We start from the raw sequence: 12,861 nt of genomic DNA on the forward strand, positions 1-12,861 counted from the left end.
CAGGTTACGACTCATCACATCCTGAGGAGGACAGATGAGCACGCAGGCTGCATCTACCAGGCCGATGAACCGTCCTGCGCAGGACGTGCAGAACCGCGCGTCCATGCAGGAGGCTCCCACCCGTCCGATGCCGTCGATGCACGACGGGCACCGGGAGCAGTCTCAGTCGCCGGCGCCGGGGACGGAGACGAAGCAGTCGTTCCTGACGACGGAGTTCTGGATCTACGCGGCTGCCGTCACCACCGTGGTCATCGCCGCCTTCTGGCGTGGCACCACCGATCACGGGCTGAACCTGAACAACCCCGGCCAGGCGTGGTTCTACATCACCCTGCTGACCCTCGGTTACCTGGGTAGCCGTGGTCTGGCCAAGGCCGGCAGCCAGAAGCGTTCCGGCGGCGGACGCGGGCGCTGACCCTCGTACGCGGGACCACACGGCCCGCATACGCACGGTGGCCCTTCGGGAGAGATCCCGGAGGGCCACCGTCTCGTGGCGCCTAGTGGTGTCTAGAACTCCTCGAAGCCGCCGAAGTCGCCGCCACCGAAGTCCCCGCCGAAGTCGCCACCGAAGTCACCGGCCGCCTCGGTGACCTCCTCACCGGCGCCCTCGAAGGCGTTGCCGATCATATGGCCGGCGAGCATGCCACCCGCGGCACCGAGCGCCGCGCCGGCCACCACCCCGCCCATGCCGACGCCGCCACGCCGCTGCGGGTGGCCGAACTTGTTCGGAGCGCCGTAGCCGTGCGGGGCACCGTGGCCCTGCGGGCCGAATGCCTGGGCCCGCAGGGTGCCGAAGCGACCGATCGTCTCCTGGAGCCAGCCGTCGACCACCTGCGTCCAGTCCGACCGCTCGGCATCGGCGTGGGCGACCTGGTAGCGGCCGAAGACATCGTGGCCGGGAGCGAGGAAGCCGCCGCGCTTGTCGCACTCCAGCACCACGTCGACGCCGTGCGGGTTGGTGACGAAGGTCAGTTCGAGTTCGTTGACGGTCTGCGCGTACTGCGGCGCGGCGAAGAACTCGATCTCCTGGTAGAACGGCAGCGTCTGCTGCACCCCGTGGATCCGCCCCCGCTCCAGGTCGGCCGACTTGAACCGGAAACCGAGCTGGAGGAACGCCTCCAGGATCCGCTCGTGCACCGGCAACGGATGCACGTTGACCTGGTCGAGGTCGCCCTTGTCCACGGCTCGGGCAACCGCCAGCTCCGTACGCAGCCCCAGCGTCATGCCGTGCAGCTGCTGGCCGTACAGCGCGGTGATCGGGGTCTCCCACGGCACCGGAAGCTGGAACGGGATGGACAGCGCCTGCTTCGCGGCGAGCTGGAGCGGGCCGCTGACCACCTGCCGGTGGAACTCCATGACGCCGGCCTGCTCACCGACCTCGACCCGGGTGACCAGCCCCACGACGATCTGCTCGATGTTCGCCGGGGCCTCCCCGCCAAGCAGGTTGACCTGACCGTCGAGGGCCAGCCCGGGCCGGGTGTTCGGGTTGGTCAGGACGGTGTCCACACTGGGACCGCCCACGCCCAACGCACTCAACATCTTCTTGAAGACCATCGGAACTCCTGCGAGTCTGGTGCCCGGGCTCCCTTGAGGACCGGACGCTGACGGCGGCACCCTATCGAGCGGGGCTGTGAGGTCGCTGAAAACCGCCCTCCGGCGCGGTCCGGTCAGTGGCGTTGGCGTCCTGTCGAGCTGATGGCGCAGACGATTCACGTCGCCCGGACCCGATTGCCGTCGGAGAGGACCAGTCAGCCGAACCGGCCGGTCTTCACACCCCGAACGAACGCCGTCCAGACCTCGCCCGGATAGACGATCGCGCCGTCCTCCCGCGCCTTGCTGTCCCGCACGGCCACCCGCCCGGAGCCGTCGAGCACCGGCCCCGCCTCAACACAACTCCCCCCGTTGTCATTGCTCTTGGTGCTGATATGCCAGGCAACCGGGGGAACCCCTTCCGTCATGACAACTCCTTCAGTATCGATTCGATCAGCCGCCTCGACTCGCCGGGGCTGAGTGCAACCGCACCCAGCCGATCGTAGGCATCCACGAACCTCATCGACTTGGGTGCCTCCACGTAGAGCCTCCCGCCGAGGCTCTCAAGGTATGCGACTGCCGGGTAGGGCTTGGGCAGCCGGAACAGCGTGAACGAGCCATCCATGCCCGCGTGCAGGGGAGTCGACGACGGAAGTACGCGAAGCACAACGTTGGGGCGCGGCGCCAACTGGTGTAGATGCGATAGTTGCTCGCGCATGATGGTAGGTCCACCGACGAGCCGTCGCAGCACCGTCTCGTCAAGGATCGCTTCGATCCACGTGTCTCCGTCGAGGACTCGTTGGCGTTCCAGCCGAAGTTCCACCCATCGGTTGATCGTGCCGGCGGGAGCATCCGGCGGCTCCGCGTTCCGAATGACCGCCTCGGCGTAGTTCCTCGTCTGCATCAACCCTGGCAGCAACATCGTGTTGTACGAACAGATCTTCTCCGCGCGGCTTTCCAGCCAGGGATATTGGATGAAGGACGAGTCGACCACATCGCCGTAATCCTCGTCCCAGCGGTCGGTACGCCAGACCTCCTCAGCCAGCGCTAAGAGGCGGGCCCGCTCGGCCGCGTCGTGAAATCCATACAGGTCCAGCAGAGCGACGACATCGCCCTTGCGGATAGGCCAGTCGGCCCGTTCGTAACGCCCCAGCGCGGACGTGTCGCGTTGCAGATGTTCGGCAACGAGCTTCAACGTCAGCCCGCGTTGCTCCCGCAGTACGCGCAGTCGCTGACCCAGCCATTGCGCGCGGAGTGTCCTGATGAACGGCTTGTGCGGCATGATCCACCCCTTGAAAAAGTCGATGTCGCCCGCGAAGGAACCATTGCTCCAGTTCAAGGCCACTGGAAATGTGGCCCTCGGGTGAGGGTGATCACCGACCCCCGGGGACGCCCGGTGCAAGCACGGCAACCGCGGCTGGGCCAACAGCCGAGAAGGTGACGAGAGACGGCGTGGCGTGTGGCAGGCGCATACCGACTCTCGTCGGGTCTCCACATGGAGCCGCGATGACGCGCGCATTCCGGCTCCGACCGACTTGACGAATACCTATCACGGAGCAGCGGGTCTTCGCGACCCCGCCGATCCGGAAATCCGCAAACCCACCGGCAGCCCGGTGGCCGTACCCGCCGAATGAGGCTGCGGTCGCCGGGCGGGGCGGTCCTGCCCGGAATTCCCCCTTCGCCGCAGGACCGCCCCTTCCAACACGGGAGACGACCGATGAACCAGGGCACCGTCTACACCGGCAGACCGCCACGGCTGCACCCGCGCCACGTCCGGGATCGGCAGTTCGCCACCGTCGGTTTCGGCCGACGCGGCCTCGACCCGCAGCAGGTACGCCAGTTCCTGCACCGCGTGGCATGGGAACTGGCCAGCCTGCATCAGGATGTGGCCCGGCTGGGCGACGAGAACGTCCGCATCAAGCGGGCGCTGCGCGACTGGCAGAGCGCGCAGGCGCAGCGGCGGATGTCGTGAGCGCGGATGTCGTGAGCCCGGAGACGCGGCACGTGATCCATCTGCCGGTGGCGGTCACCGATCTGGCCGGGGCGCTGCGCTTCGCGTACTCGTTGACCCGCTCGCTGGCCCTGATACCGGGGATCGAGGTGGCCGGCACGACCGTCTCCGCCGAGGATGCTCAGCACGTACGACATTGGGTGTTCTGTGACCTGATCATGCGGGACCGACGCCGGTGCGCCCGCCGGGCCGACCACGACGGCCCGTGCTCCCCCACGTTTCCGCCATAGGGTCAAACCCGCAACGGGTAATCCGGAGCCGGCCACGACATTCGGTCCAGATCTTGGACAGTTCCCGTTCGCGCGGAACGGTAACTTTCCAAGATCTCGCATCCACCTCTCAAGCTCTGAGAATGGTGCCCTCGCCGGACGGGCAGCGGACGAGCCGGTGGCCGGGTCCGGGCGGACCCGGCCACCGGTGGTGTCACGGAGTGATCAGCTCGCGGTGCAGGTCACCGTGGGAGCCGAGTTGGTGCCGTTCCAGCTGCCGAGGAAGCCGAAGCTGGCGCTGGCCCCGGCGCCGAGGCGGCCGTTGTGGTCGACGTTGCGGGCGGTCACGGTGGATCCGCTGCTGGTGATCGTGGCGTTCCAGGACTGGGTCACCGACTGGCCGTTGGCGAAGGTCCAGCGCACCGTCCAGCCGGTGATGGCACTGGTGCCGGCGGTCACCCGGACGTCAGCCTGGAAGCCGCCCTGCCACTGACCGGCGATCGAGTACGTCGCCGAGCAGCCAGCGGCCGGCGGCGGCGTCGAGGGCGGAGGCGTAGACGGCGGCGGAGTCGAGGGCGGCGGGGTGGACGGCGGCGGGGTCGACGGGGGCGGCGTGGTGGGCGGGGTGCTGCCGAAGACGCTGGCCTCCCGCGCGGTCTGCCGGATGCCGTTGGTGCCGTTGAACAACCGCTGGCCCCAGCTGGTCAGCTGGTTGGGGTTGAAGTTGGTGGCCATGTCGAGGTACTCCACGCCACCGCTGTTGCCACTCCACGACCAGCCCAGCCAGCCGATGCCGTTGGCCTGGGTGTAGGAGAGGATGGCATCCTCGTCGGGGTCGCCGTCGGAGTGGTTGTGCCCGAACTCGCCGACCACGATGGGCAGCCCGCGGCTGCGGAACCGGCCCAGGTAGTCGCTGATCTTGGCTGCGGTGTCGAAGACGCCGTACATGTGGACGGAGAAGACCGTGTTGCGGGCCGGGTCGGCGTTGAACACCGTCGGGGCGTTGTCGCGCATGGTGAAGGACCAGTCCTGGCCCCAGTTCGGGCCGTCCACCATGATGGTGTGCCCGATGCCGCCGTTGCGCAGCCGACGGATCGCGTTGGACGTGTCGGTGGTCCAGGCGGAGTAGTTCTGGTTGCCGTACGGCTCGTTGCCGATGTTGACGATCACATAGGCTTCCTGGCCGTTCAGGGCGCTGGAGATGCTGAGCCAGTAGTCGACCGCGCGGTCCAGGGTGATCGCGCCGCTCTGCTCGCCGTACCCGGTGGTGTCGTGGACCTCCAGCACGCAGATCAGCCGGCTCGCCTTGCACAGCCGGATCACGTTGGACACGTCGTCGGCGCTGTTGCGGGTCCACCGGTCGCCGCTGGAGAGCACCACCCGGACGGAGTTGGCGCCGAGGGCCTTGACGTTGGCGAACGTGCTGGTCTGGTTCGTGAACCAGGTGTGCGCGTGGTTGACCCCGCGCATGATGAACTCGTTGCCGTTGGCGTCGTAGAGCTTGCCGCCGCTGACCGTGAAGCCGGTGGCGGCGTGCGCCGACGGGCCGAAGGCGAACACTGCGGCGACGGTCGCCAGCAGGATGGCGCCGACGCCCGCGAACAGTTTTCTCATGGATTCCTCGCAGGAGATGTCTCCCCGTGCCCATGCGGGGTGCGGTGGTTGGCAGGTGTCGCGGCTGCAGCCCGACAGCCGCTCCCGGAGGCCCGGCGAGGCAGGCATCAGCGTATGCCGATGGCCTAACGAAAGCAACCGGTTCAGTACGCCGGCTGCCCGTGACGACTCAGGAGCACACCGAGTCGTCACGGGGGTGGACATCCCCACCACAGGATGCGCACCACGCCGGCATCTGAACCGGTTCAGGCAACGGTAGGCAGCGCTCCGGCCAACCGTCAAGACCAGTCAGGGTTGACCGAACGGGACCGGGGTATCCGGAACGGTCCGCCGGCCCGGAAGGAGACGTCAATGGTCAGCATCGGCTACACCCTGATGTGTGAGCAGGCAGGTCCGAAGGAACTCGTCGACCACGCGGTGCGGGCCGAGGCGGCCGGTTTCGACCAACTCGTCATGTCCGACCACTACTACCCCTGGCTGGAGTCGCAGGGTCACTCACCGTACGCCTGGTCGGTGCTGGGCGCGGTCGCGCACGCCACCTCCCGCACCGAGCTGATGTCCTTCGTCACCTGCCCGATCCGCCGCTACCATCCGGCGGTCGTGGCGCAGAAGGCCGCCACCGTCGGGGTCCTCTCCGACGGCCGGTTCACCCTCGGCCTCGGCGCCGGGGAGAACCTCAACGAGCACGTGGTCGGCGGTTGGCCGCACGTGCAGCAGCGCCACGAGATGTTCGAGGAGGCGTTGCAGATCATCCGGCCGCTGCTCAACGGGGAGACGTTGACCTTCTCCGGCAACCACTACGACGTGCCGGACGCGTACGTCTGGGACCGTCCCGACGACCCGGTGCCGATGGCGGTGGCCGCGTCCGGCCGGCAGTCTGCCACCCTCGCCGCCGAGTACGCCGACGGGATGATCGCCACCGAGCCGGAACCGCACCTCGTCGAGATGTACGAGGAGGCCGGTGGCGCCGGGCGACCCCGTTACGGGCAGGTGGCCATCTGCTACGGCCCGGACGAGGCCGAGTGTCGCAAGATCGCGCACGACCAGTTCCGCTGGTTCGGCCTGGGCTGGAAGGTCAACTCGGCGCTGCCCGACACCGACGCGTTCGAGGCGGCCAGCCAGACCGTCCGCGAGGAGGACGTGGCGCAGGGCATCTCCTGCGGGCCGGACGTGGACCGGCACGTGGCGGCGTTCAAGAAGTTCGTCGACGCCGGCTTCACCCACGTGGCACTGGTCCAGATCGGCGGCGACAGCCAGCCGATGTTCCTGGACTGGGCGCAGGAGCAACTGCTGCCCCGGCTGCGCGAGCTGTGAACGGGCGGGATGGGATAGGCGCATGCGCATCGGCAACACGGAGATCCGGCCCGCCGGCGGCGGCCTCGGCTGCCTCCTGATGATCCTCTTCTCGATCGTCGCCTCGATCGTCCTGACCGTGCTGATCAACCTGATCCTGTAACCGCCGGCCCCGGCGGCCCAGCCCACCCCGGCGGTCCCGGCGGGGCGGGTGGGGAGAGGTCGAACTCCGCGAGGACCGGGTAGTGGTCGGAGGCGTGCTCGGCGTCGCCGCCGCGTACCACCCGGGCGCCGGTGCAGCGGGCGGCCAGGGCGGAAGTGCCGAGCAGGTAGTCCAGGCGCATGTCGGCGAACTCCACCCCGCCGTGCCCGGTCGGCACGGTCGGTCCGGCGGCCGCCGCCAGATCCACCAGCCCGGTGGCGAGCAGCCGGGCCACCGCCCGGGTGTCCACCGTCCGCCCGTCCGGGCGCAGGTGCCGGCGACGGTACGCGGGCGGCAACCGGCCCACCCGATCGGCGTGCTCCGCGTACGGGTCGAGGGTGTTCAGGTCGCCGGCGAGCAGCGCCAGGGCGGCGCGGTCCCGGCGCAGCGCGGCGGCCGCCCACCCGGCCTCGACCAGCCGGCGGGTGCCCGAGTACGGGTGGAGATGGGTGCCGAGCACGGTCAACGGACCGGCGTCGGTGCCCAGCACCACCCGCTGCGCCGAGTGGTGGAACGGCCGGCGGACCGGCGCGGCGTCCAGCACCGGCCAGGGCGGGCGCACCAGTACCGCGACCGGCTGCCCCAGCCAGGAGCCCGCCAGGTACGCCCGCAGGCCGGCAGCGGCGGCGAAGCCCGCCACGTCGAGGCCGCCCAACTCCTGCACGGCGAGCACGTCCGGCCGCTGCTCGGCGATCACCCGGGCCAGCCGGTCGCGCCGGTCGGGACCGCCACGGTCCTGCCCGCCGGTGCGGATGTTCCAGGTCATCAGCCGCAGCACGGTCGGCTCAACCCGGTCGGCCGGCCCGGGCCAGCTCGTCGTCGAGGGTGTCCACGTCCGCCGACTCGATCTCGGGTCGGTTGCCTTCCCGCACGTCCTCGTTGGGGCGGATCGCCCAGTAGAGCAGCCCGATCCAGAGCGCGGCGAGAATGATCGCGCCCAGGAAGTCCGTCGGGTGGTGCATCCCCCGGTACATCCGGGAGACCGCCACCCCGACCGGCAGGATCACCGCCGCCGCCACGAAGAGCCACCGCCACCAGCGGTCGGTACGCGGCAGGACGATGACGGCGATGACGATCCACAGGCACAGGGTGGCCGCGATGTGGCCGGAGGGGAAGGAGGAGGTCGGCATCGGGCCGTCCAGGTTCTCCACCGGCGGGCGTGGCCGGTCCACCGCCGCGGCGGAGGCGAGGAAGAGGGTCAGCTCGCCGAACATGGTCAGCGCCACGAACAGCACCGGCCGCCAGCGCCGCCAGACCGCCAGCACCAGCGGGCAGAAGACCAGCGAGACCGCCATGATGGCGTGGGTGTCGCCGGCCTTGCTCCACCACCAGCTGACGTCGTCGAGCAGCGGGGTGCCGTGCGACGCGAACCAGTTCGGCACCACCTCGTCGAGGCTGGCGAGGAAGGTGCCGCCGGCGTGGTAGCTGGCGAACATGCCGAAGGCGTAGAGGGCGCCGAAGACCAGCACCCAGCCGACGACGATCTCGGCGACACCGGCGCGGGCGTGCGGCAGCAGCTTCTCCTCGTCCGGCGCGGGCGCCACCTCGTGGGCGGCCTCCGGCTCCAGCCCGTCCGTCAGCGGCGTCGCGGGCCGGCCCCGCTCCAACCGCCACAGCCGGAAGGCGTACGCGGTGACGCCGAGCCAGGCCGCGCCGAGCAGCCAGGCACCGATCACGTCGGAGAGGAAGTGCACGCCGAGCGCGACCCGGGTGAACCCGATCAGGAAGACGACGGTACCGACCAGGATCATCGCTGCCCGGCGCCAGCGGCGGGCCATCGCCGGCAGGAACACCAGCAGCAGCGCGCCGTAGGCAACCATCGACCCGAGGGCGTGCCCGCTGGGAAAGCTCTGGCCGGCATACGTGCCGATCGGCACCGCCACCTCGGGGCGCAACCGGTCGACCAGGGTCTTCAGCGAGGGGTCGAGGATCAGCGCCCCCGCGCCGGTGACGATCAGGAAGACGGCGAGCCGGCCCTGCCGGCGGATCAGCAACCCGACCACGGCGACGGTGACCAGCCAGACGATGACCGGGCGCCCGCCGAGGTCGGTGATGGCGTTGAGCACCGTCACCAGCGGGCCGACCGGTGCCACCTGGTCGTTCAGCCACCGCGCCACGCCGTGGTCCACGTCGTACAGCGGCGACCATCGCACCCGGACCAGCACCAGCACCAGCCCGAAGCCGACCCCGGCACCGAGCACGAGCGCCAGGCCGGCGAGCGTACGCTCGGTGAAGTGCCCGAGCGGGCGTCGCAGTACGTCTCTGACCGCACCCACGGCAGCCTCCTTCGCCTCTGGCGTGGCGCTGTACCCGACGGGACACCCCGATACACCCGGCGGCGCGACAGCCCGGCCCGGCTAGAGCGCGGTCATCTCGCCCGTGTCGACCAGGGCGACGCGCTGCGTGTCCGGCTCCCACAGGTCCGGCTTGGCCGGCTCCTGCACACCGATGCGGACCGCCTCCAGCTGGGCCGCGAAGGAGAGGCCGCCGAAGAGCGCCATCCCGGTGAGGTTCGCCCAGAGCAGCAGCGCCATGATCCCGGCCAGCGCGCCGTAGGTCTGCCCGAAGTCCTCACTGAAACGCACGTAGCCGGCGAGCAGCAGGCTGGCCAGCCACCACAGCGCGGTGGCGATGCCGGCGCCGAAGAAGAGCCAGGACAGGCCGGGCTGCCGGCGTCGGGGCGCGTGGCGGAACAGCACCGCGACGGCCAGCACCGTCAACCCGAGGCTGAGCGGCCAGCGCACCAGGTCCCAGACGACGCTGGCGGCGTCGCCCCACGCGTAGTGGCGTTCGACCGAGTCGCCCATCGGCCCGCCGCCGACCAGGATGAGGAACCCGGCCAGCGCCGGCAGGCCGGCGGTGACGGCGAGGACGGCCGCCCGCACGTACTTCCACAGTGCCGGGCGGTCCCGCTCGACGCCGTAGATCCGGTTGGCTCCGCGCTCGATCTGCGCCATCGTGGTGGTCAGCGCCACCAGCCCGGTGATCAGGCCCAGGACGAGCGCCACCTCGCCGATCTCCTCGACCCGTTCGGCGCCCGCGCTCTCCCCCTCGCCGAGTAGGCCGGCGACCATCTGCTCACTGGTGCCGGGGGTCAGCGCGAGCACGGTGTCGGCGACCACCTCGCCGCCCTCCGCCACCCCCAGCTCGGAGATCAGCCCGGTCAGGGCGATCAGGAACGGCACCACGGCGAGGCACAGCTGGAACGCGAAGGCCCGGGAGTGGCTGAATCCGTCGCCGTAGCGGAACCGGGTGAAGGCGTCGCGCAGCAGGTGCCAGCCGCCCTCCCGGCGCAGCGTCCGCCACGCGTGATCGGCGCAGAGCTGCTCGTCGGACATCAGCCGCGTCTCCGGCACCATCCGAGTACTACTCACGGGGCCGCCTTTCGTTCGCGACTGCGGGGCTCGCAAGCTCACTCCTCGCGCTCACGGGTGCCCCTCCTCGACCAGGCGCTCACCCCGCTCGGCGGCGGCCGTCGCGTCCTCGGCCAGGTCGGGTGCCCGCTCCGGCCTCGGTACGCAGAGCCACAGCGCCCGCCGCCGGATCTGCGCCCGCAGGGTGCGGCCGGGTTCGATCAGGTCGCCGTCCAACTCGCGCGGCTGGTTCCGGTTGCTGGATATCTCCACTCGGCGGGCGCGGTACACCTCCATCCGGGGCACCCGCTCGGCTCGGCGCAGCACCGCCCAGCCGAGCGAGAGCCAGTGCCGCAGCGTCCGGGGGGTGAGCACGGCGACGTCGAGGTAGCCGTCGTCCGGCTCGGCCTCGGTGAGCAGGGTCAGCCCGCCCTGGAGCCGACCGACGTTGGCGACCAGCACCGAGCGGGCGCGGCGGCGCAGTGGCGGCTGGTCGTCGAGGCGGATCCGTACTTTCATCGGCCGGTCCCGCAGGTGTCGGGTGGCTCCCACCACGTACGCCGGCCAGCCGATCCGCCGCTTGGTCGTCTCGCTGGTGGCGGCCAGCATCTGGGCGTCGAAGCCCATACCGGCCATCACCGCGAAGTGGTGCCCGTCCACCTCACCGACGTCGAGCAGCCGCCGCCCGCGCTCGACGGCCACCGCCAGCCCGGCGGCCAGGTCGTCGGAGAGTCCCAGATTGGCCGCGAGCAGGTTGCCGGTGCCCTGCGGCAGGACGGCGAGCACCACCTCGGTGCCGACCAGGGCATCGACGCAGGCCCGTACGGTGCCGTCGCCGCCGCAGGCGAAGACCACGTCGACGCCGGCGGCGAGAGCCTGCTCGGTCTGACCCCGGCCGGGATCGTCCGCGGTGGTCTCGAACCAGAGCGGCTCGGGCCAGCCGGCTGCCGCGAGCGTGTCGCCGACCGTACGGCGCAGCGCGTCCTGGTCCGCCACCTTGACCGGGTTGAGCACCACCGCGCTGCGCAGCGCGCCCTTGTCCCATCCACCATCCACCGCGCCAGTGTGCAGCACCGCCCACCCCTGAGCGACCCGAGCCAGCGCACCCCGACCCACCGGCGTTGATCATGAAGTTGTTGTCACCCCCCCCGGCGTGTCGGGACAACAACTTCATGATCAACGACACGGGTACGGGTGGGGGGTTAGGCGCAATGCCGCTCAGTTAGGGTTCTGGGCCGGTCGTCAACCCTGCTGTGGCGAGGATGTTGATGTTGATCGTGGCTTGGTAGTTGGTGCGGTCGATGGTGCCTTTGGCGCGGTGTTTGGAGATTGCTCGTTTGACCACGTGAGGGCTGACTCGGGTGCGGCGTGGGGGCAGTGGGTCGGCCAGGACTGCGCGGCCGATGGCGCCGACGAGGTCGATGGTGGTCTCGGCGATGACACCTGCGGCGTGGATGATCTGGTCGCGGGCGGCGTGCAGCGCGATGGTGAAGCTGGCCCGGTCGGGGCTGGTCGTGGGTTGGCTGGCGGTGGCGTCAGCCATCGCCAGCCGGACCGCCTGGTAGGCGGCCAGTAGGGCGTAGACCTCCTGGTTTACCCCGTTCGGGGTCCGTGCCCGCAGGACCCGTCCGCCCAGCAGGGTGGACTTCAGCTCCAGGTACGCCGTCTCGATCTCCCAGCGTTGGTGGTAGAGGGTGACCAGATCCAGGGCGGGGAAGCGGCGCTGGTCGGTGAGGGTGGTGATCAACCGGTACCGGCCGACGTGGCGTTTACCGTTCATGCTCACGACGATCTCGGCGTCAACGACCCGGACCGTCATCGCGCCGATGACAGACAGCCAGGACCCGTCGCGATGGCGGCGGATGACGGGCAGCCGCCGGTCGTCCTTGTCGCGGATGAGCAGGTCAGCGCCGGTGCCGGCGAACTGTTCGATCATCTGACGGGCGGCGAACCCACGATCGGCCAGCAGCAGCATTCCTGGGCGCAGGCAGCTCAGCAGCCGGCCGGCGCAGCCCAGTTCACCGATGCTGATCGGCGCGAACACGGCGTCGATGACAGCGCGAGTGCCGCACGCCACGACGGCGACCAGCCGCAGCATCGGATACCCCGACCCACCGTGGCTGCCCGCCTGACGCGGATAGACCCTCAAGTTCGCCGTAGTGTCGGGCACGAACATGCTGGTGCCGTCGATCGCGCACACCAGCAGACCCCGCCACCGGGCGGCCCCCGCCGGCGGACCCGACAGCAGCCGGAACAACGCCACCAGAGGCTTGTCCCCGACCCGCCGGCGAGCCTGCGACAGCGCCGAGGACGTCGGCAGCGCCACTGTCAACCCGTCCAGCCCGGCAACCAACCGAGCCCACACCTGCCGGTAACCGACCTCAGCGAACAACCCCGCCGCGAGCAGCAGATACACCACCACCCGCGACGGCAGATCCCGCACCCGCGACTGCACACCACCGGCCTCGGCCAGCACCGCATCGACCATCTCGAACGGCACCTGCTGCGTCAACTCACCCAGATGACCCGGCGCGAACCGCCCCGCAGCCACCGTGATCGTGGACGTGATGGCAGACTGTTCCAACGGCGGGGCTCCCGGTCCAGAGGCTGTCTTGGAGTGACAAACCTCTATACCGAGACCCCGCCGTCCTC

At 70.2% G+C, this 12,861-nt stretch carries 13 protein-coding genes; 4 read left to right on the forward strand and 9 right to left on the reverse strand.

The window, feature by feature from the left end:
* Nucleotides 1-34 precede the first annotated feature (34 nt).
* Entirely contained in the window at nt 35-412 is a 378-nt protein-coding gene (locus tag O7615_RS33925) for a hypothetical protein (protein WP_278181877.1), read from the forward strand.
* Between the two features lie 92 nt (nt 413-504).
* On the opposite strand, the gene O7615_RS33930 is transcribed toward O7615_RS33925, so the two are convergent.
* From O7615_RS33930 to O7615_RS33940, 3 genes are all read right to left on the reverse strand, one after another.
* A complete protein-coding gene (locus O7615_RS33930; protein WP_278181878.1) occupies nt 505-1,551 on the reverse strand; it encodes a sporulation protein in 1,047 nt (348 codons plus the stop codon).
* Nucleotides 1,552-1,745: 194 nt separating this feature from the next.
* The gene (locus O7615_RS33935; RefSeq protein ID WP_278181879.1) at nt 1,746-1,955 is read right to left on the reverse strand and encodes a DUF397 domain-containing protein; all 210 of its coding nucleotides are present in this window, start codon (nt 1,953-1,955) and stop codon (nt 1,746-1,748) included.
* Complete coding sequence (locus O7615_RS33940; RefSeq protein WP_347405140.1) at nt 1,952-2,809, reverse strand: helix-turn-helix transcriptional regulator; 858 nt, start codon at nt 2,807-2,809, stop codon at nt 1,952-1,954. Before O7615_RS33940 ends, O7615_RS33935 begins: the two co-directional genes overlap by 4 nt.
* 435 nt (nt 2,810-3,244) lie before the next feature.
* On the opposite strand from O7615_RS33940, the gene O7615_RS33945 reads away from it, so the two are divergent.
* On the forward strand, nt 3,245-3,499 hold the full coding sequence (locus O7615_RS33945; protein ID WP_278181881.1) for a DivIVA domain-containing protein: 255 nt from the start codon (nt 3,245-3,247) through the stop codon (nt 3,497-3,499).
* Nucleotides 3,500-3,531: 32 nt separating this feature from the next.
* Nucleotides 3,532-3,768 (forward strand): hypothetical protein, encoded by a 237-nt coding sequence (locus O7615_RS33950; protein ID WP_278182335.1) that lies wholly within the window; start codon nt 3,532-3,534, stop codon nt 3,766-3,768.
* Nucleotides 3,769-3,972: 204 nt separating this feature from the next.
* Here the strand turns inward: O7615_RS33950 and O7615_RS33955 are convergent, their stop codons facing one another.
* A complete protein-coding gene (locus O7615_RS33955; protein ID WP_278181882.1) occupies nt 3,973-5,361 on the reverse strand; it encodes a cellulase family glycosylhydrolase in 1,389 nt (462 codons plus the stop codon).
* Nucleotides 5,362-5,712: 351 nt separating this feature from the next.
* Here O7615_RS33955 and O7615_RS33960 point away from each other — a divergent pair, with 351 nt between their 5' ends.
* Nucleotides 5,713-6,675, forward strand: coding sequence for a TIGR03557 family F420-dependent LLM class oxidoreductase (locus O7615_RS33960; protein WP_278181883.1), 963 nt, complete (start codon nt 5,713-5,715; stop codon nt 6,673-6,675).
* A gap of 125 nt (nt 6,676-6,800) precedes the next feature.
* Here the strand turns inward: O7615_RS33960 and O7615_RS33965 are convergent, their stop codons facing one another.
* The 5 genes from O7615_RS33965 to O7615_RS33985 form a co-directional block, all read right to left on the reverse strand.
* Entirely contained in the window at nt 6,801-7,622 is an 822-nt protein-coding gene (locus tag O7615_RS33965) for an endonuclease/exonuclease/phosphatase family protein (protein WP_347405116.1), read from the reverse strand.
* A gap of 19 nt (nt 7,623-7,641) precedes the next feature.
* Entirely contained in the window at nt 7,642-9,132 is a 1,491-nt protein-coding gene (locus O7615_RS33970; RefSeq protein ID WP_278181885.1) for a phosphatase PAP2 family protein, read from the reverse strand.
* An 81-nt stretch (nt 9,133-9,213) separates the two neighbouring features.
* A complete protein-coding gene (locus O7615_RS33975) occupies nt 9,214-10,230 on the reverse strand; it encodes a YihY/virulence factor BrkB family protein (RefSeq protein WP_278181886.1) in 1,017 nt (338 codons plus the stop codon).
* Between the two features lie 51 nt (nt 10,231-10,281).
* Entirely contained in the window at nt 10,282-11,265 is a 984-nt protein-coding gene (locus O7615_RS33980; protein ID WP_278181887.1) for a diacylglycerol kinase family protein, read from the reverse strand.
* Between the two features lie 166 nt (nt 11,266-11,431).
* Complete coding sequence (locus tag O7615_RS33985; protein ID WP_278175131.1) at nt 11,432-12,793, reverse strand: IS4 family transposase; 1,362 nt, start codon at nt 12,791-12,793, stop codon at nt 11,432-11,434.
* Nucleotides 12,794-12,861 lie beyond the last annotated feature (68 nt).

It is taken from the genome of Micromonospora sp. WMMD1082, assembly GCF_029626175.1.
Taxonomy (GTDB): Bacteria; Actinomycetota; Actinomycetes; order Mycobacteriales; family Micromonosporaceae; genus Micromonospora.

Excerpts from the sequence above, each read along its gene's own strand:
- O7615_RS33935 (WP_278181879.1), bottom strand. The coding sequence starts at position 1,955 with ATGACGGAAGGGGTTCCCCCGGTTGCCTGGCATATCAGCACCAAGAGC.
- O7615_RS33930 (WP_278181878.1), bottom strand. The coding sequence starts at position 1,551 with ATGGTCTTCAAGAAGATGTTGAGTGCGTTGGGCGTGGGCGGTCCCAGT.
- O7615_RS33940 (WP_347405140.1), bottom strand. The coding sequence starts at position 2,809 with ATGCCGCACAAGCCGTTCATCAGGACACTCCGCGCGCAATGGCTGGGT.
- O7615_RS33960 (WP_278181883.1), top strand. The coding sequence starts at position 5,713 with ATGGTCAGCATCGGCTACACCCTGATGTGTGAGCAGGCAGGTCCGAAG.
- O7615_RS33925 (WP_278181877.1), top strand. The coding sequence starts at position 35 with ATGAGCACGCAGGCTGCATCTACCAGGCCGATGAACCGTCCTGCGCAG.
- O7615_RS33955 (WP_278181882.1), bottom strand. The coding sequence starts at position 5,361 with ATGAGAAAACTGTTCGCGGGCGTCGGCGCCATCCTGCTGGCGACCGTC.
- O7615_RS33945 (WP_278181881.1), top strand. The coding sequence starts at position 3,245 with ATGAACCAGGGCACCGTCTACACCGGCAGACCGCCACGGCTGCACCCG.
- O7615_RS33965 (WP_347405116.1), bottom strand. The coding sequence starts at position 7,622 with ATGACCTGGAACATCCGCACCGGCGGGCAGGACCGTGGCGGTCCCGAC.